Raw genomic sequence first — 17,554 nt, forward strand, 5'->3', positions numbered from 1 at the left:
GACGATGATCTTGATCGACGACGAAATCCGTTGCGGGCAAGACACATCGCCGTAACGGGACAGGCTGCGTGTTAACAGCGCCGACACTGCACGTGGCGGCCGGCGAAACGTTGCGCTCGCACCATCGCTGTCGTGGAGACCAGTAAGGTCAACAACGAGCCCACATCCGTTCGATCAACGCAGATCCCTACCGGCACCGGCAACACGTTCGCGTGCCTCGTCCGGTTTGCGCTGGCCAATATCCGGCGACGGCCGGAGCGGTTCACCCTGTCCGTCCTCGGCATCGCGCTGGCGATCGCGTGCGTGACCATCGTGCGAACGATCTCGTCCAGTTTTGCCATCACGGGCGAGGATTCGGTGGCAGAAGTCCTCGGTGGCGCCCAGTTGTGGGTGGTGCCCGCAGCGGGTGTCCACTACGAACCCGCAGCGCAGGCGTTGGTTGCCGACGGGCCCGCGCCGGTGATCACCCTCCCTGACGGCTGGAACGGAACCCGGGTGCTCTCAGGGGTTGTCGACCTGGACGGCCACTCGGTGTCGCTGCGGGGAAGTGACCAAATCGCCGGCGGCGAAGCTGTTCTGGGCGCGGCGCTCGCTGATCGACTGGGTGTCGGAACGGGTGAGAGTCTCACGGTGGGCGGACAGGTTCTGCGCATCGGGATCAGTGGTGACGGACAGTCGATGACGGTGCCGACGCCGGTCGCACAGTCTGTTGTCTGCGACAACGGGTGGTGGCTGGTGTCCGCGCCGCGCGGCTCCGAACATCGCCGCGATCTCGCCCCGACCTTCGGCGCCGCAGTGGATCTGCCGGCCACCCCGGACCCGTCGGTGAACCCGGATCCCGAGGGAGCGGGGTTGATCTACGACACCGTCGGGGGTTCGGGACCGCTGACGTTCGAGCAGAAGTTCTCGGCGCTGTTCTCCGGCAAGGTGACGAGTTCGACGCTCGGTCTGATCTCCACGATCGGACTCGGCCTGGGATTTGTGATCGCGGTGTCCTCGTTCCTGGCGGCGGTGACTGAACGGCGTCGCGAATTCGGCATCATGTCGAGCATCGGCCTCGCCGACGAGGTGTTGTACTTCTTCCTGGTCGAGTCGGCGATCGTGTTCCTTGCCGCATACCTCGTGGGTGTGCTGATCGCGGGTGTCGCTGTGGCGCTGGTGATCCCCGGCATCGCCACCGTGACCGCCTGGGCGCAGGGTGCCGCGGTCACGGCGATGTTCCTGCCCGCGATGGCCATCGTCGGCGCGCTGGTGCCGGTGCACCGGTTGTTGCAGGAACGGCCCGTGGCGCTGCTGGAGGCGCGGTGATGAGCGCGTGCGCGAAGAACGGGCAGTCATGATCAGCAAGGGACTGGCCTACGGGTGGATGTCCGCGCGGCGCCGGATGCGGGAGATGGTGCTGCCCATCGTCACCACCGCCACGGGAGCTTTCCTGGTGGTGCTGGTGTTCGGGATGTCCGCGGGAATCAGCGCGCAGTCCGCATCGCTGGGCCACGTCGACGAGATCAACCGCGCGGTCACGCTGATCGCGGTGACGGTCCTACTGGTCGGTGTGGTGGAGGTGGCGGTGGCCACCACGCGCACCGTCGCTCACCGCACCCGCGAACTCGGGGTGCTTAGCGCCAACGGGGTGCCGCGCGGACCCGTGGTGGCGGCACTGCTCGTCGAACCCGCCGTTGCGGCGGTGCTCGGCGCACTACTCGGCGCGGCACTGGCCATCGGGTCCGGAATGCTGCTGGCAGCAATGGGTTTCGTTGCCACCGGGATCTCCTACAGCGGCATGGCCGTCGGAGTGGTGATCGCCGTCGCCGTCAGCATCGCCGCAGCGCTCGCCACCAGCATTCTGCCCACATGGAACGCGGTGTCGCGTCCACCCATCCGATCCCTGACAGCGGGAGGCTAGACCGCACATGACCGCATTGCACGAAACCGCCGAATCAACCGACGCCGCACCTGCGACCGACACCGAGCTGTCACCCAGACCGGTGATCGAGATCAGCGATGTCTGGAAGTTGCACAAGCTCGGCGACGAGGTGGTCAAGGCACTCGTTGCGGCCGAACTGACGGTGATGCCGGGCGAATTCGTGTGTCTGATGGGCCCCAGCGGCAGCGGAAAGTCCACGCTGCTCAATATCATCGGTGGGCTGGACAGGCCGACCAAGGGCACCGTCAGGCTCGCCGGCAGGGACACCGCGCAGCTCTCGGAGAGTCAGTTCGCCGCCCTTCGGCACGACACCATCGGCTTCATCTTCCAGAGCTACAACCTGATCCCGTTCCTGTCGGCCGTCGAGAATGTCGAACTACCGCTGATGTTCGAGCCCTACGACCGCAAGGCGCTGCGCCGACGCGCGACCGACCTCCTCGACCTGGTGGGCCTGAGCCACCGGGTGCATCATCAACCGACCAAGATGTCGGGCGGAGAGCAGCAGCGGACTGCGATCGCACGGTCGCTGATCAGCAACCCGACCCTCGTGCTGGCCGACGAACCCACCGCCAACCTCGACCACCGCACCGGTGAGACGGTGGTGCGGATGCTGCGCGACCTGTGCTCGACCATGGGTGTCACCGTGGTCGCAAGCACCCACGATCCCACGGTGGCCGATGAAGCGAGCCGTGTCGTCCGGATGAAAGACGGACAAATCATCAACTGACCCAATCATTCTGGGTTCCCTAGCCACCGGAGAATTGATGACCCAAGAACTCGACGCCGTGCGGACGTCGGACCGCGACAAGCTTATGACCACCGAGCTCGTCCCCGAGCAGATTCTGCCCAAGGTGATGAGCACCTTCGGGCTGACGGCTGCCTATGTCTTCATCATCTGCTGGGTCACCGGCTCGTCGATCATGGCCGCGGGCGGTTGGACTGCCATCCCGATGTGGGTGCTGGGCATCCTGACCTTCCTGGTCCCGGCCGGAATGGCGGTGGTGGAACTCGGCAACCTCTGGCCCGGCCAAGGCGGTGTGTACATCTGGGCCTACCGCACCATGGGCGAGAAATGGGGCTTCATCGGCGGCTATCTGTCGTGGGTACCGGTGATCCTCAATGCGGCGTCATCACCGGCGGTGGTGTTGCAGTTCCTGCTGTTGGCGTTCCACACCGAGCTGGGGCTGACGACCAGCATCGTCCTGCAGCTGGTGATCTTGTGGACGGTGATCGGGCTGGCGCTGGCCAAGCTGGCCGCCAACCAGAAGATCATGAACGTCGTCTTCGTCGTGTACGGCGTTCTGACGTTGACGATCTTCATCTGCGGTCTGCTCTTCGCCGTCGAGAACGGCTCTGCCACCCCGTTCAGCTGGGCGGAGGCCACGATCCCCAACTTCGCGGTCGCGGGATTCCTGTACGGGACCGTGTTGCTGTACCTGCTCGGCGTGGAGACGCCCTACAACATGGGCGCGGAGTTCCTGTCGGTGCGCAGGAGCGGACCGCGGATGATCCTGTGGGGTTCCACAGCGCTGGTGGCCATCTACCTGCTGACCACACTCGGCACGATGATGGCCCTACCGGGTGACGAGATCGACCCGGTGACCGGTGTGATCGGCATGCTCGACGTGGCAGGTTTCCCAGGGTTGATGGAGATCTGTGCGGTGGTGCTGGCCGGGATCATCATCGTGGCGTTGATGACCTATCAGGTGGCGTATTCACGGCTGATCTTCGTCTCCGGTCTGGAGCGTCACCTGCCGCGGATCTTCACCCACCTCAACCCGCGCACCCGTAACCCCGTGTCCGCCATCTTGATCCAAGGTGTCATCTCGTCGCTGATCCTGGTCGGGCTGTACTCCCAGAGCAGCATGGCCAACGTGACGATCTACCTACAGGGTGGGTTGAGCACCGTCTGGCTGCTCTCCGGCTTCTTCTTCCTGATCCCGTTGATCGTCGCACGCAAGAAGTACGCGGATCGGTATGTCAACGAGAAGTTCTGGCGCATCCCGGGCGGCATGGTCGGTGTGTGGCTCGTGGTGATCGTCGGCTCGGTGGGAACCGTCGGTGGCATCTACTACTCGTTCGTCACCCCGTGGATCGACGTGCCGCAGGCCACCTGGATGACGTGGGTCGGCGGCATCAGCCTGGGCATGTTCGCCCTCGGCCTGGTCGTGTACATCTTCGGACGCCGGTCGGCACACAAGACCAGTCAGGAAGATTCGCTGGCACACCTGGCCGTGTTCGACCTCACCAAAACCGATACGGAGGAACCCACGAAATGACCATGGACAGCACGGTACTGAGCGAGCCGGGCACCGGTGATTCAGTCCGCTATCCTCTGGACCCGCTCTCGGGCTCTGAGATCGAGTCCGCCGCACGGATCATTTCCGGATCCGAATACGGCACCCCCACATTGAAGTTCGTGATGATCCAGCTCGCGGAACCGGACAAGAACGCCGAGTTGACGTTCGATCCGGCGATCCCGGTGCCCCGGCGGGCGTTCGTCACCATGTACGACGCCGCGGCGAAGATGATCTACGAGGCCGTGGTGGACGTCCTTGCGGGCACCGTCGACGCCTGGACGGCCATCCCGGGACGGTTCCCGTCCTACCTCGTCGAGCACATGATCGGGGTGGAGGAGAAGGTGCGGGAGGATCCGCGCTGGCAGGAGGCGATGCGCAAGCGAGGCGTCACCGACTTCAGCCTCGCAATGATCGACCCGTGGCCGGCCGGCTACTACGGCGCACAGGACCATTACGACAATTCCGCTCTGGTCTGCCGGCCGTTGACGTTCATGCGGGCGGCACCGTCGGAGCACGGGTACGCGCGGCCGGTCGAGGGCCTGATCGTCACCTTCGACCTCGATGCGATGGAGGTCATCGACATCGAGGATCACGGGGTGGTGCCGTTGCCGCCGACGGCAGGAAATTACGCCGAGGAGTTCATGTTCGACCCGAACAATCGGCCGGCGTTCACCGAATTCCGTTCCGACGTCAAGCCGATCGAGATCACCCAGCCCGACGGGCCGAGCTTCACCGTCGACGGGTGGCAGGTGCGATGGCAGAAGTGGGCCATGCGGATCGGGTTCAACCCGCGCGAGGGCATCACGCTGCACGAGGTCTCCTACACCGACCGCGGTGAGACCCGGCCCATCATGTACCGGGCGTCACTCTCGGAGATGGTGGTGCCCTACGGCGACAGCTCGCCGACCCACTGGAACAAGAACGTCTTCGACATGGGTGAGGTGGGCATGGGGTTCTCGGCCAACCCACTACGTCTGGGCTGTGACTGTCTCGGCGAGATCCACTACTTCGACGGCACTGTCAACGACTCCGACGGCAACGCTGTGGTCATCCCCAACGCCATCTGCATGCACGAGGAGGACTACGGAATCTCGTGGAAGCACACCGATTTCCGGACCGAGGAGGTCGAGGTGCGGCGGTCCCGCCGCCTGGTGATCTCGATGATCTGCACCGTCGGCAACTACGAGTACGGCTTCTTCTGGTACTTCTACAACGATGCGTCGATCGAGGTCGAGGTCAAGCTCTCGGGAGTGCTGACCACGGGAGCGATCGAAGACGGCGAGCAGCCGCGATGGGGCAAGATGGTGGCCCCTGGAATCTACGGACCCAACCATCAGCACTTCTTCAACTTCCGGCTGGACATGAGCATCGACGGTCCGGGTAACACTGTCTACGAGGTGGACTCGATTCCGGAGCCGGACCCGGCGCGCAATCCGCACCACAACGCCTGGATCACCCAGGACACCGTGGTCGCTTCGGAGTCCGATGGGGCGCGGGACTGGAACTGGTCGACCGGCAGGTACTGGAAGGTCGCGAACCCGTCGAAGATCAACGAGTTGGGGCAGCCGGTGGCCTACAAGCTCACCCCCAAGGATGTGGTGCCGGTGATGGTGCAGGAGGGATCCCACATCTACGACCGGGCACGATTCGTCCAGCACAACCTGTGGGTCACGAAGTACGACCCGGCGGAGAGGTTCGCGGCGGGCGACTACATGTACCAGTCAGCCGATGTCCAGGGTCTTCCGGAGTTCATCGCCGATGACGCACCGCTGGAGGACACCGATGTGGTGCTCTGGTACACCGTGGGCGCCCACCACGTGGTGCGCCCCGAGGACTGGCCGGTGATGCCGTGCGCCTACACCGGATTCCACCTCAAGCCGGTGGGCTTCTTCGACGGAAACCCGGCCCTCGACATCCCGCCGTCGCCGCCGAAGGCCTGCCACCAGCACTGACCGTCGGCGCGTCTCTACAGTTGGAGGCTATGAATGAAGGTGGCGCACTTCATCCCGGAGACACGCTCACAACCGCGTCTCTGAGCCTGTGTGTCGGTGGGCTGCTGCAGACGTGGACCGAGCCCGGTGGTCCACGGCTGTGGTCGGTGCCGGAAGCGCAGGGGTTGCAGTCCATTCAGGGCACGGGTGTCATCGGTCGATCGCTTCGGGCGCCCAGGCGATTTCGTGAGACTGCTTTGCTCTCCGAGAGCACCGGGACATTGCTGCTCCAACCTCGTTTCCCGACACGCACCGAGGACGGTGACCTGCGATTCGAGGCCAAGGCGTTACGCGTCGCCCCGGCCACGGAGCTACCCACGTCAACGCAGGACGACGTCCGAGCGCTTCTGGTCCAGAGCATCAAGCACTGTCTGAGCAGTGGGGAGTTCTTCGCCGTCGAACGGGGCGGCTGGAACGCCCCGGCCGAACCGTTCTGTCTTTTCATTCTGCTCCCCGACGACGACGGGTCGATCAGCGTGATCGAGACCGCGCCGCCGCCTGACTCCTCGGAGACCTGGCAGCCACACATCGTTGCGGGCCAAGACAGGACGAGCATCGGCGCCCCGGCGTCGGCGACCTCGATCGACGCGGCGCCCTCGATCATGATGGCAGCGATCGAGACGTGGGGGTTGGCGCCCTGGGATCTGGCACTCACCTTCGGCCGACCTGCTCCGTGAACCGCCAGCTCGGTGTCATCGGTCAAATCGTTGGTAGCCGATCACCGATGCCAGTGTGAGCCCGACGTGGCCTTCTGAACCCGGGGTCGCCAGGTACAGCACCAGCCGCTGGCCGGAGGTGTTGTCACACAGCACTTCCCGCTGTAGTTCGAGGAGCCCGAGTTCGGGGTGGACGATGCCGCACTGCCTGGCGGCCACAGCGTTGGTAGCCGGTCTCGTGCGCCAGAGCTCTGCGAACTCTCCACTGCGATCGAGCAGCGCGCTCACCAGATCGCCTGCTGCGCGGCGGGAGGGGTTGAGGCCCACACTGCGACGAAGGTCGGCGGTGATTTCGGCGCCGATCGTCGACTGTTCACCGGCGGCGAAGTGTTGCCGTTCGGCCGGGTCGGTGAACCACCGGTAGTAGCTGCTGCGTGCCCAACCGGTGTGATACATCTGCTCCCCGAAAAGATATGCTGCCGTCGGTGTTTGGTGCAGGACCCGCCCGATCGGGTCGACGGCCAGGGCGGGTGTGTCGGCGAGCCTGTCGAGTACATGCATGAGACCGGGCTCGATGTGTGCGATGACGTCGATGCGGTCGGCTTCACGGTATCCCGCCGCAGAAAAGAGTCGGTCGCGGTCGGCGCTACTGAACCGCAGGCCGCGCGCTATCGAGGCGATCATCGTCGGCGATGGTCGCGGCCCACAGTGCCGGTCCACGCGACGGCGTTCCAGCCGACTGTAATAGGCAGTCGACATCGAACACAGCGCCGCTACTTCCTCACGCCGTAAACCCGGGGTGCGTCGGCGCCGTCCCCGCGGCATCCCGACGTCTTCGGGCTGTAGCGCCCGTCGCCGGGCGCGGAGCAGTCTGGCCACATCGGCGAGATCGATCCCGTCGGACACCACGTGTTGATGATCGTGCCGGATCAGAGACAGCACAAAGGGTCCAACGATCCGCGGATCAACCGTCCGTGGGTCATGCCGGGACCCGTTGCAGTAGTTCGTCGAGCACCACGAGGTCCAGATACGCCGTCACGCGCACCACCCGTTCGTCACGCATCGTCATCACCCAGGCGTAGCTGTTGACGTACGGAAGGCCATCACGTGCGGTCGCGGTGCCCTGCCAGAGCGCCACGACCACATCGTCTGTGGTGATCAATTCCCGTATGTCGGCCTGGATAGGGCCGGTGAGGCGGGTCTGGACGGGACCTGCGCCGTCGCGAAGGAACTCTGATCGGCTCGTGTAGGTCGTCGGGTCCACCGCTCGCGCAACCGTCCACTGCACGTCCTCGGACAGGATCGAGAAGAAGCTGTTCTCATCGCTGACGCCCCGTGCGAAGGCCTCGCGCACGACTTGGGCGTTGCGTTGCTCCTGGTCGGTGCGGGTGAGGTCTTGGGCACTGCTCGTCGCGCTGGTACCGACCGTCACCAGTGCCACCAGGACAGCGGCGATCACCATCGTGACGACGCGTGGTCTTGTTCGAAGCAAAGAAAATGTCATGGCCCCGAACGTAGAGACGCAGACGCGATTGTGGGAGGCCGTAGTACACCCAGGTACGGCGGTATGCCCAGGCACGGCGGACTGCCGATCGGGGGAATGTTGAGCGCTGAATGTGGTTGATCAATAACGGCACTATCGGTGCAGTGTGGCTGACAACCTCAGCCCGTTCAATCCCGAATCGAGGAGTCGGTCTAGCCATGGCGAGCACAGTGCGGGACGTGACGATACCGCGCGGGACAACATATCTCGCGGGCCAGGAGCATCTGCCGGAGAACTTCGCCGACGATGGCAGGCACGCCGCCATCGTCATCTCCACACCGGGTAGCAGCGTCAAGGAGCAGATCGGCGCGGTATACGGATCACGGCTGGCGGACCTCGGTTTCGTCGCTGTGGCGTTCGACCCGGCTTTTCAAGGTCAGAGTGGCGGAGAGCCACGGGACCTCGAGGATCCCTACGCACGGGCCGACGATATCCGGTATGCGGTCGATCACCTGATCGGGCAACACCACGTCGACGAGGGCCGGATCGGAATCCTGGGCATCTGTGCGGGAGGCGGATACGCGGTGCACACGGCCATGACCGATCATCGACTGCGGGCTGTGGCCACGGTGGTTCCCGTGAACATCGGTCGAGCATTCCGCGATGCGGCGACGGCTACGCCGGATGGTGTGGCTTCGGCGCTGGACTCGGTCGCGCAGCAACGTACCGCCGCGGCCCGGGGCGGCGAGGAGGTCCGCGCTCACTGGCTTCCCGAATCTCCCGAACAAGCTGTTGCGCAGGGCATTTCGGACCCTGACGTCTTGGATGCGATCCGGTTCTATCGGACCTCACGAGGATTCAACAAGCACAGCACCAATCGCCGTCTGTCTCGCAGCGACGCGTTGCTTCTCGGTTTCGACGCGTTCCACCTCGCCGACACGCTACTCACCCAACCACTGCAGGTCATCGTTGGTGGTCGCATCGGTACGACCGGCTCGTACGACGACGGCATGGCGCTGGGGGAGGCAGCGCCGAATGCGCAGGATGTCCTCGTCATCGACGGCGCCGGCCACTATGACCTGTATGACGACCCGACGTACGTCGACCAGGCGGTTCGGCAACTGGGTACGTTCTTCACCGAGCACCTCGGGATGAGGTAGCGGGGGTCTGGCGATCCCTGGCTGGCGCCCCCGTCCTTGGTCACAATGGACGCATGGACCAGGGGCAGTTGGCCGATTTCCTGCGCAGTCGACGCGAAGCGCTGACCCCACAAGACGTGGGGCTGCCTCAGGGGCCTCGTCGGCGAACCGCCGGGTTGCGCCGCGAGGAGGTCGCGGCACTGGCCATGATCTCGACCGACTACTACTGCCGAATGGAGCAACGGCGGGCACCACAACCGTCGAAAGAGGTGGTGACGTCCCTCGCGCGCGCCCTGCGACTGTCTGTGGACGAACGCGATCACCTGTTCCGGTTGGCGGGGCACAACGCCCCGGCGCGCACCGTGATCGGCGAGCAGGTCAGTCCGGCCACCATGCGGATCCTGGATCGGCTGCAGGACACCCCGGCGCAGGTGGTGTCGGCACTCGGTGAGGCGTTGGTTCAGACGCCCGCGGCACGCGCCCTGCTCGGTGATCAGACGTCCTATCGGGGTTTTGCGCGCAGCGTGGTGTACCGGTGGTTCACCGATGACAATGCTCGCGCAATGTACCCGGAGGACGATCACCTCGGGATCGCGCGGTCCTTCGTCGCCGGCACCCGGGTGGCCTACGTGCGTGACGGTGCCGGTTCACGGGCGGCCCAGTATGTCGATGCGCTGTTGAGCTGCAGCACCGAGTTCGCCGAGCTGTGGAAGCAGCATGACGTCGCGCACCACCATGAGCTCACCAAACGCATCATTCATCCGAAGTTGGGTCTTCTCGAACTGCAGTGTCAGGCACTCCTGGACCCGGTTCAGCTGCACTCGCTGCTGGTGTTCACCGCGGAGCCGGGATCACCCAGTCACACCAAGCTGGCCGCACTCGGTGCGGACCCGGACTCCTTTCTGCGTGACCGTCACGAGCCGTCGCAGGACGCCCGATCCACGACTGCCGACCTGATCACGGCCGAGGGCCGGTTGTAGCGAGGCCCGCATCCCTTCAGTGATCCCCGGGTCGGGGGAGGGATCGGCAGTCAGCGGATAACCACGCCCTGAATGTGATTCGTGGGAGCTGACACCGTGGAGGACATTCGAGCCGACAACACACTGAGGAGAATTTGATGGCGCGCAGAGCGGACGTGGTCATACCCGACCTGACAGGCAGGTTGGTGGTGTTGACCGGGGGCAGCGACGGTGTCGGTTTCGGGTTGGCGGGCCGGCTGGCCGCCGCCGGCGCCGAAGTCGTCCTTCCGGTGCGTAACCCGGAGAAGGGCCGAAGCGCCGTCGACCGCATCACCGCCGCCGTACCCGGGTCCCGCGTCAGCATCAGGCGACTGGACCTGTCGTCGCTGCAGTCGGTGGCCGACCTCGCCGGTGAGTTGGTCACCGAGGGCCGGCCCATTCACGTGTTGATCAACAACGCCGGGGTGATGAACCCACCGGAGCGACGGACCACTGTCGACGGATTCGAATTGCAGTGGGGCACGAATCATCTCGGTCACTTCGCGCTCACCGCCCGGCTGATGCCGTTGTTGACCGCAGGCGGGGCCCGGGTCACGACGCAGTCGAGTATCGCGGCACGGTCGAACGCCATCAACTGGGACGATCCCAACTTCGAGAAGTCCTACTCGGTGGGCAAGGCATACAGCCAGTCCAAGATCGCCAACCTGATGTTCGGCCTGGAGCTGAACCGCCGCAGTGCGCAGGCCGGCTGGGGCATCACCAGCAACGTCTCCCACCCGGGCGTCACCGCCACCAATCTGCTGGCAGCCCAACCGCACATGGGCCGCTCCCGCGACACGATGTCGGTTCGTCTGATCCGATCGTTCGCGCGCATGGGATTCTTCACCCAAACCGTCGACCAAGGACTTCTGCCTGCCCTGTATGCGGCGACCAATCCAGACGCCGAGGGCGGAAAGTTCTACGGGCCCAAAGGATTCCAGCATACGGCGGGTGCGCCGGCCGAGCAGGAGGTCTACGAGCCGGCGAGGGATATGTCCGATGCCGCCCGGCTCTGGGAGCTGTCCGAGGGGCTCGTCGGGCTGCGCTTCGCGATGCGGTAGGTGGTGGGGATGCCGAGTTCGGTGAGTCAGAGACCCCGCTCACCCGCCGGGACCGACAGCCCCCGGTCGCAGGCGGCCGGGCTTCTCACGTCGGCCATCAGTTGGCTCGGCGTCTCCCTCGTCGCGATCCTGTGCGTGAGCGGATTGCACTTCTGTCTGTACATCGCCCTCGCCTACATAGCGCCTCTCGTCGGTGGAGACCTCGAACGGTGGAACGGCAACTTCCTGCCGGGCTTGTTCAATGCGGACAACCCAGGCGCGACGGGTTCGATCGGCCTGCACTTTGTGACCGGTGCGGTGGTGATGGTGCTCGGCTGCGTTCAGCTGTTGGGCGTCGTGCGCGCACGGTGGCCGGGGATCCATCGGTGGATCGGGCGGTCGTATGTGGTGCTGGCCTTGCTGACTGCACTCGGTGGGCTCGGCTTCATCGTGCTGCAGGGCACGGTCGGTGCCGGCGCGATGAATGTCGGGTTCGGGTTGTACGGAATTCTGATGGTGGTGGCGGCCATCCAGACGTTCCGCCACGCACGCGCGGGTGACTTTCGCGCGCATCGCACCTGGGCGATCCGGTTGTTCGCACTCGTGATCGCATCCTGGCTCTATCGGTTGGAGTACGGACTTTCAGGACTGCTGGAATGGGGCGGTCGCACACCGGATTTTCGCGGGTGGTTCGACGTCGTGATGACTTTCTTCTTCTACCTTCCCAACCTCGCGGTCGCAGAACTGTACGTGCGCGCCCAGCGGTCCGACAGCTCAATCACTCTGCGTCTCAGCGCATGTGTGGCACTTGCGGTGTCGGTCCTCGTCGTCACGGCCGGGGTCTACGCACAGTTGTCCTGAAGGCCGCCGACCGGGCGTCGTCACGAAGTGGCGCCTATCCGAGGATGGCGAGCAGGTTGCGGAACTCCCGGCGCTGCGTGCCGGTCAGCGCCGACAGCACGCGATCCTCGGCCGTATGGACGGCGGTTTCCAGGGTTGCCAGCAGTGTGGTCCCGTCTCGCGTCAGCTGCGCGGGAAGTGAGCGCCCGGACGCTGCCGATGACGGTCGGCCCACCACGCCGCGGGCTTCCAGGGACCGCAGCACCACGTTCATCGCCTGTGGCGACACATTGAGGTCGCGGGCGAGTTCGGCGTTCGAACGGCCCGGGTATCGCGACAGGATGCGGATGCAGAGGTACTGCGGGAAGGACAGATTCAGCGGTTCCAGAGCCGATTCGCAGACTTCGGCGCGCAGCGCGGATGCCACTCGGTACAGCAGGTAGCCCAGAGGCTCGTCGGCGTGCTCCGGCATGTCAATCATATTGACATATATCAACTACGTTGATAAACCGGTGTGATGACGAATGAGAGTGACGAGATGTTCGAAGCCGCCTACCGCGGTGAGGTCGAGGAGCTGGGCGCCGGCAACCGGCCGCCCTGGAGTATCGGCAGGACCCAGCCGGAGATCGCCGCGCTCATCGAAGCGGGCCGTTTTCACGGTGACGTGCTGGACGCCGGCTGCGGTGAAGCCGCTGTCTCGCTCGATCTGGCCGCCCGCGGCTTCACCACGGTCGGGTTGGATCAGTCGCCGACCGGGATCGCGCTCGCGCGTGAAGAGGCCGCGCGGCGGGGCCTGGACAACGCCAGCTTCGAGGTCGCCGACATCAGCTCGTTCACCGGATACGACGGCCGCTTCGGCACCGTCGTCGACAGCACGCTGTTCCATTCCATGCCGGTGGAGCTCCGCGAGGGCTATCAGAAGTCGATCGTGCGCGCCGCGGCGCCGGGCGCGGTCTATTTCGTGCTCGTGTTCGACGCGACCGGTATGCCCGCGGGCGGACCCGTGAACGCCGTCACCGACACTGAACTTCGCGCCGCGGTGTCGCCGTACTGGGAGATCGACGAAATCCGTCCTGCCCGCATCCACGCCAACATCCCCGCGGCGATGGACGCCGAGGTCTTCGCGGGTTCCGGGATCCGCGAGGAGGCCGACGGTCTCAAGTCGATGCCTGCCTGGTTGTTGTCGGCGCACCGCGATTGAGCCGACTGCCGCGCCCGACCGCGGCGTGCCGGGCAGACCCGACCGCGGTCCGCTGGTCGCGATGAGGCAGGATTAGGGGAGCCGTCCGCGGCATCCCGGGGGCGCGATCGCATGCGAGGACCGCAAAGGAGTCGGATGGCGGAATCCACCAGTCCCATCGGCGCGGGGTCGTCATCTCCGATCAGGCCCGCCTACTCGCGAGTGCTGCTCAAGCTGGGCGGCGAGATGTTCGGCGGCGGGCAGGTCGGCCTCGACCCCGACGTGGTGGCGCTCGTCGCGCGACAGATCGCCGAGGTGGTGCGCAGCGGCGCGCAAGTGGCCGTGGTCATCGGCGGGGGCAACTTCTTCCGAGGCGCACAACTGCAGCAGCGGGGGATGGAACGCACCCGCTCCGATTACATGGGCATGCTCGGCACCGTCATGAACAGCCTTGCGCTGCAAGACTTCTTGGAGAAGGAAGGCATTCAGACGCGGGTGCAGACCGCGATCACCATGGGTCAGGTCGCCGAACCCTACCTTCCGCTGCGGGCTCGTCGGCACCTCGAGAAGGGCCGCGTGGTCATCTTCGGTGCCGGCATGGGGCTGCCCTACTTCTCCACCGACACCACAGCTGCGCAACGGGCGCTGGAGATCGGCGCCGAGGTGGTGCTGATGGCCAAGGCGGTCGACGGCGTGTTCACCGCGGACCCGCGGGTGCATCCGGACGCCCAGATGCTCACGGCGATCACCCACCGCGAGGTCATCGATCGCGGCCTCGCCGTGGCCGACGCGACGGCGTTCAGCCTGTGCATGGACAACGGAATGCCGATCCTGGTGTTCAACCTGCTCACCGATGGCAATATCGCGCGTGCGGTTGCAGGTGAGAGGATCGGAACCCTGGTCACCACCTGACCGTGGCCGACCATCGGCAAGGAGCAAGGGAAGTAGGAGCACAGTGATCGACGAAACTCTCTTCGATGCCGAGGAGAAGATGGAGAAGGCCGTGTCGGTGGCACGGGACGACTTGGCGTCGATCCGCACCGGCCGCGCGAATCCAGGCATGTTCAACCGCATCAACATCGAGTACTACGGGTCGATGACGCCCATCACCCAGCTGTCGTCGATCAACGTCCCCGAAGCGCGGATGATCGTCATCAAGCCCTACGAGGCCAACCAGCTCCGCAACATCGAGGACGCGATCCGCAACTCAGACCTCGGAGTGAATCCGACCAACGACGGCAACATCATCCGCGTCTCCATCCCTCAGCTGACCGAAGAGCGCCGCCGTGATCTGGTCAAGCAGGCCAAATCGAAGGGTGAGGACGCCAAGGTGTCGGTCCGCAACATCCGTCGTAAGGCGATGGAGGAGCTGTCCCGCATCAAGAAGGACGGCGACGCCGGCGAGGACGAGGTGACCCGCGCCGAGAAGGACCTCGACAAGAGCACCCACCAGTACACGAACCAGATCGACGAGTTGGTCAAGCACAAAGAAGGCGAGCTGCTGGAGGTCTGAGGTGGCCGATCAGCAATCGATTCCCGTGGTAGAGCAGCCGGTCAACGAACCGCCGCAGAAGAAGGCGTCCCGAGCGGGGCGCAACCTGCCCGCGGCGATCGGCGTGGGCATGGCGCTCGGCTTCTCGCTGATCGCGATTCTGCTGTTCGTTCCCTTGGTGTGGGTCCCGGTGGTGGCCGCGGCCGTCGTGGTGGCCACCCTCGAGGTGGTCCGCCGGTTGCGCGAGGGCGGCTTCTCGATCCCCTTGGTACCGCTGCTGGTCGGCGGCCAGGCGATGGTGTGGCTGACCTGGCCGTTCGGCCCCGCCGGTGCGTTGGGGGCCTTCGGTGGCACCGTCGTGGTCTGCATGATCTGGCGATTGGTGTCGGGCGGCCTTGCTGACGCGCCGCAGAACTACCTGCGGGACATGTCCACCACGGTGTTCGTGGCCGCGTGGGTGCCGCTGTTCGCCAGTTTCGGCGTGCTGCTGATCTATCCCGACGACGGTGCGGGGCGGGTCTTCTGCCTGATGCTTGTGGTCGTCGGCTCCGATGTGGGCGGTTACGCCGCCGGGGTGTTGTTCGGCAAGCACCCGATGGCCCCGGCCATCAGCCCCAAGAAGTCCTGGGAGGGTCTGGCGGGGTCGCTGGTCCTGGGCATCGCGACCTCGGTGCTCGCGGTGGGGTTCCTCACCGACATGCCCGCCTGGGTCGGTGTGCCGCTGGGCCTGATGCTGGTCCTCACCGGAACGCTGGGTGACCTGGTCGAATCGCAGGTCAAGCGGGATCTCGGCATCAAGGACATGGGCACGCTGCTGCCCGGCCACGGCGGTTTGATGGACCGCCTCGATTCGGTGCTGCCGTCGGCGGTGGCGACCTGGATCGTGCTGTCCCTGCTGGCCTGACGAGGCTTGGAATCGGGTCCGGCCGCCTCGGGATGAGATACTGGTAGGACTCATGTCTGGATCCCTGCCGGCCCTGCCGCTCGTGTTCGACCCGCCGCGCCGCGCCAAGCCGCCGCGGCACTTCGCCGATCTCGACGAAGCCGACCGGTCGAGCGCGGTCGGCGAGCTCGGGCTGCCGGCGTTTCGTGCCAAGCAGCTGGCCAACCAGTACTACGGCCGGTTGATCGCCGACCCCAGGCAGATGACCGACCTGCCGGCCGCAGTGCGCGAGCGGGTTGCCGATGCTCTCTTCCCGCCGCTGTTGGACGTGCACCGCGAGATCGAGTGCGATGCAGGCGAGACCCGGAAAGTGTTGTGGCGCGCGGTCGACGGGACCACGTTCGAGTCGGTGGTGATGCGCTACCCCGACCGAAACACCGTGTGCATCTCGTCGCAGGCCGGCTGCGGCATGGCCTGCCCGTTCTGCGCCACCGGCCAGGGCGGGCTGACCCGCAACCTGTCGACCGCCGAAATCCTCGAGCAGGTGCGCGCCGCCAGTGCGGAGTTGCGTTCTCGCGATGGCGGCCGGCTGTCCAACATCGTGTTCATGGGCATGGGGGAGCCGCTGGCCAACTACAACCGCGTGCTGGCAGCGGTCCGAAGAATCACAGCAGCGTCTCCCAACGGGTTCGGCATCTCCGCGCGGTCGGTCACGGTGTCGACCGTGGGCCTGGCGCCTGCGATCCGCAGGCTCGCCGACGAGCGACTCAACGTCACGCTCGCGGTGTCACTGCACACCCCGGACGACGAACTGCGCGACACCCTGGTGCCGGTCAACAACAGGTGGAACGTCTCCGAAGTGCTCGATGCCGCCCGCTACTACGCCGACGTCACCGGCCGCAGGGTGTCGATCGAGTACGCCCTGATCCGCGACGTCAACGACCAGCCCTGGCGGGCCGACCTGCTCGGCAGGAAACTGCACAGCGCGCTCGGTCCGCTCGTGCACGTCAACCTCATCCCGCTCAACCCGACACCGGGCAGCAAGTGGGACGCCAGCCCCAAGCCGGTCGAGCGGGAGTTCGTCCGTCGGGTGCGCGAACACGGGGTGTCCTGCACGGTACGCGACACTCGCGGCCGCGAGATCGCCGCTGCCTGTGGGCAATTGGCCGCCGAGGGCTGAGTTTCCCGGCCTTCAGCGCTGCCCGCCTGGCGCGTTCACGAACCAGACGTTGTCTTCGCGGAGGTGCCTGCTGCGCCATCCGTCGGGTGTGCGTACCAGTTCGTGGTGGTAGTAGCCACCGCAGGAACTCTGCTCTGACATCCCAGGCAACAGCATCGGGTTGTAGAACATCGCCCGCACGGTCGCGGTGTCGCCGGTGATGTCGGCCTCGATGTTGGTGATGTAGTGCATGGTCCAGGGGATCGCGCCGAACCCGGCGGCGAGCCAGTCGGCGACCTCGTCTCTACTTCCCACCGCGGCACCGGCCGACGAGTAGTCGATGTGGGCGTCGTCGGTGAAGACCGTGCGGTAGAGCGCCCAGTCCTTGGTGTCGACAGCGCGAGCGTAGCGGTAAAGCAGCGCGGCGATGTCGGCCTCATCGGTCATATCCGTGGTTCGCGCGCAAGCC

Annotated in this window: 19 protein-coding genes; 15 read left to right on the plus strand and 4 right to left on the minus strand. The window is 65.5% G+C overall.

Features of this window, described 5'->3' with window-relative positions:
* Positions 1 to 132: 132 nt before the first annotated feature.
* From ABDC78_RS10840 to ABDC78_RS10865, 6 genes are read left to right on the plus strand one after another with little or no spacing between them, the layout of a single operon-like run.
* Positions 133 to 1,308, plus strand: coding sequence for an ABC transporter permease (locus tag ABDC78_RS10840; protein WP_178362223.1), 1,176 nt, complete (start codon positions 133 to 135; stop codon positions 1,306 to 1,308).
* Positions 1,309 to 1,336: 28 nt separating this feature from the next.
* A complete protein-coding gene (locus ABDC78_RS10845; protein ID WP_178362224.1) occupies positions 1,337 to 1,903 on the plus strand; it encodes an FtsX-like permease family protein in 567 nt (188 codons plus the stop codon).
* Positions 1,904 to 1,910: 7 nt separating this feature from the next.
* Positions 1,911 to 2,651, plus strand: coding sequence for an ABC transporter ATP-binding protein (locus ABDC78_RS10850; protein ID WP_178362225.1), 741 nt, complete (start codon positions 1,911 to 1,913; stop codon positions 2,649 to 2,651).
* 37 nt (positions 2,652 to 2,688) lie between these two features.
* Complete coding sequence (locus ABDC78_RS10855; RefSeq protein WP_178362226.1) at positions 2,689 to 4,203, plus strand: APC family permease; 1,515 nt, start codon at positions 2,689 to 2,691, stop codon at positions 4,201 to 4,203.
* The gene (locus ABDC78_RS10860) at positions 4,200 to 6,176 is read left to right on the plus strand and encodes a primary-amine oxidase (RefSeq protein WP_178362227.1); all 1,977 of its coding nucleotides are present in this window, start codon (positions 4,200 to 4,202) and stop codon (positions 6,174 to 6,176) included. Before ABDC78_RS10855 ends, ABDC78_RS10860 begins: the two co-directional genes overlap by 4 nt.
* 29 nt (positions 6,177 to 6,205) lie before the next feature.
* A complete protein-coding gene (locus tag ABDC78_RS10865; protein WP_178362228.1) occupies positions 6,206 to 6,892 on the plus strand; it encodes a hypothetical protein in 687 nt (228 codons plus the stop codon).
* Positions 6,893 to 6,907: 15 nt separating this feature from the next.
* On the opposite strand, the gene ABDC78_RS10870 is transcribed toward ABDC78_RS10865, so the two are convergent.
* Together ABDC78_RS10870 and ABDC78_RS10875 are read right to left on the minus strand one after the other, a co-directional pair.
* Positions 6,908 to 7,780: a helix-turn-helix transcriptional regulator gene (locus ABDC78_RS10870; protein ID WP_218621499.1), complete on the minus strand. Its 873-nt coding sequence runs from the start codon at positions 7,778 to 7,780 to the stop codon at positions 6,908 to 6,910.
* 70 nt (positions 7,781 to 7,850) lie between these two features.
* Positions 7,851 to 8,375 carry a nuclear transport factor 2 family protein gene (locus ABDC78_RS10875; protein WP_256736486.1) on the minus strand — a complete coding sequence of 175 codons (525 nt, stop codon included), beginning with the start codon at positions 8,373 to 8,375 and terminating at the stop codon, positions 7,851 to 7,853.
* 218 nt (positions 8,376 to 8,593) lie between these two features.
* On the opposite strand from ABDC78_RS10875, the gene ABDC78_RS10880 reads away from it, so the two are divergent.
* The 4 genes from ABDC78_RS10880 (at position 8,594) to ABDC78_RS10895 (ending at position 12,392) form a co-directional block, all read left to right on the plus strand.
* Positions 8,594 to 9,514 (plus strand): alpha/beta hydrolase, encoded by a 921-nt coding sequence (locus tag ABDC78_RS10880; RefSeq protein WP_218621500.1) that lies wholly within the window; start codon positions 8,594 to 8,596, stop codon positions 9,512 to 9,514.
* Between the two features lie 53 nt (positions 9,515 to 9,567).
* A complete protein-coding gene (locus ABDC78_RS10885; RefSeq protein WP_178362230.1) occupies positions 9,568 to 10,473 on the plus strand; it encodes a helix-turn-helix transcriptional regulator in 906 nt (301 codons plus the stop codon).
* 137 nt (positions 10,474 to 10,610) lie between these two features.
* The gene (locus tag ABDC78_RS10890; RefSeq protein ID WP_178362231.1) at positions 10,611 to 11,552 is read left to right on the plus strand and encodes an SDR family oxidoreductase; all 942 of its coding nucleotides are present in this window, start codon (positions 10,611 to 10,613) and stop codon (positions 11,550 to 11,552) included.
* Positions 11,553 to 11,573: 21 nt separating this feature from the next.
* Positions 11,574 to 12,392 (plus strand): DUF2306 domain-containing protein, encoded by an 819-nt coding sequence (locus ABDC78_RS10895; protein ID WP_178362232.1) that lies wholly within the window; start codon positions 11,574 to 11,576, stop codon positions 12,390 to 12,392.
* A 34-nt stretch (positions 12,393 to 12,426) separates the two neighbouring features.
* Here the strand turns inward: ABDC78_RS10895 and ABDC78_RS10900 are convergent, their stop codons facing one another.
* A complete protein-coding gene (locus tag ABDC78_RS10900; RefSeq protein WP_218621501.1) occupies positions 12,427 to 12,843 on the minus strand; it encodes a MarR family transcriptional regulator in 417 nt (138 codons plus the stop codon).
* Positions 12,844 to 12,888: 45 nt separating this feature from the next.
* Here ABDC78_RS10900 and ABDC78_RS10905 point away from each other — a divergent pair, with 45 nt between their 5' ends.
* The 5 genes from ABDC78_RS10905 (at position 12,889) to rlmN (ending at position 17,106) form a co-directional block, all read left to right on the plus strand.
* On the plus strand, positions 12,889 to 13,572 hold the full coding sequence (locus tag ABDC78_RS10905; RefSeq protein WP_178362234.1) for a class I SAM-dependent methyltransferase: 684 nt from the start codon (positions 12,889 to 12,891) through the stop codon (positions 13,570 to 13,572).
* Between the two features lie 135 nt (positions 13,573 to 13,707).
* Positions 13,708 to 14,463 carry a UMP kinase gene (pyrH, locus tag ABDC78_RS10910; protein WP_178362235.1) on the plus strand — a complete coding sequence of 252 codons (756 nt, stop codon included), beginning with the start codon at positions 13,708 to 13,710 and terminating at the stop codon, positions 14,461 to 14,463.
* Between the two features lie 43 nt (positions 14,464 to 14,506).
* Entirely contained in the window at positions 14,507 to 15,064 is a 558-nt protein-coding gene (gene frr, locus ABDC78_RS10915; protein ID WP_178362236.1) for a ribosome recycling factor, read from the plus strand.
* Between the two features lies 1 nt (position 15,065).
* Positions 15,066 to 15,947 (plus strand): phosphatidate cytidylyltransferase, encoded by an 882-nt coding sequence (locus ABDC78_RS10920; protein WP_178362237.1) that lies wholly within the window; start codon positions 15,066 to 15,068, stop codon positions 15,945 to 15,947.
* A 64-nt stretch (positions 15,948 to 16,011) separates the two neighbouring features.
* Complete coding sequence (rlmN, locus tag ABDC78_RS10925; protein ID WP_178362389.1) at positions 16,012 to 17,106, plus strand: 23S rRNA (adenine(2503)-C(2))-methyltransferase RlmN; 1,095 nt, start codon at positions 16,012 to 16,014, stop codon at positions 17,104 to 17,106.
* 12 nt (positions 17,107 to 17,118) lie between these two features.
* Here rlmN and ABDC78_RS10930 read toward each other — a convergent pair whose 3' ends face one another.
* Positions 17,119 to 17,532, minus strand: coding sequence for a nuclear transport factor 2 family protein (locus ABDC78_RS10930; RefSeq protein ID WP_178362238.1), 414 nt, complete (start codon positions 17,530 to 17,532; stop codon positions 17,119 to 17,121).
* Positions 17,533 to 17,554: the final 22 nt, after the last annotated feature.

This window comes from Mycobacterium sp. DL (genome assembly GCF_039729195.1).
In the GTDB taxonomy this organism is placed as follows: domain Bacteria; phylum Actinomycetota; class Actinomycetes; order Mycobacteriales; family Mycobacteriaceae; genus Mycobacterium; species Mycobacterium hippocampi_A.

Coding starts and splice junctions, on each gene's coding strand:
- ABDC78_RS10860 (WP_178362227.1), top strand. CDS start 4,200: ATGACCATGGACAGCACGGTACTGAGCGAGCCGGGCACCGGTGATTCA.
- ABDC78_RS10905 (WP_178362234.1), top strand. CDS start 12,889: ATGACGAATGAGAGTGACGAGATGTTCGAAGCCGCCTACCGCGGTGAG.
- ABDC78_RS10875 (WP_256736486.1), bottom strand. CDS start 8,375: ATGACATTTTCTTTGCTTCGAACAAGACCACGCGTCGTCACGATGGTG.
- pyrH (WP_178362235.1), top strand. CDS start 13,708: ATGGCGGAATCCACCAGTCCCATCGGCGCGGGGTCGTCATCTCCGATC.
- ABDC78_RS10900 (WP_218621501.1), bottom strand. CDS start 12,843: ATGCCGGAGCACGCCGACGAGCCTCTGGGCTACCTGCTGTACCGAGTG.
- ABDC78_RS10890 (WP_178362231.1), top strand. CDS start 10,611: ATGGCGCGCAGAGCGGACGTGGTCATACCCGACCTGACAGGCAGGTTG.
- ABDC78_RS10850 (WP_178362225.1), top strand. CDS start 1,911: ATGACCGCATTGCACGAAACCGCCGAATCAACCGACGCCGCACCTGCG.
- ABDC78_RS10855 (WP_178362226.1), top strand. CDS start 2,689: ATGACCCAAGAACTCGACGCCGTGCGGACGTCGGACCGCGACAAGCTT.
- ABDC78_RS10865 (WP_178362228.1), top strand. CDS start 6,206: ATGAATGAAGGTGGCGCACTTCATCCCGGAGACACGCTCACAACCGCG.
- ABDC78_RS10930 (WP_178362238.1), bottom strand. CDS start 17,532: ATGACCGATGAGGCCGACATCGCCGCGCTGCTTTACCGCTACGCTCGC.
- ABDC78_RS10845 (WP_178362224.1), top strand. CDS start 1,337: ATGATCAGCAAGGGACTGGCCTACGGGTGGATGTCCGCGCGGCGCCGG.
- ABDC78_RS10885 (WP_178362230.1), top strand. CDS start 9,568: ATGGACCAGGGGCAGTTGGCCGATTTCCTGCGCAGTCGACGCGAAGCG.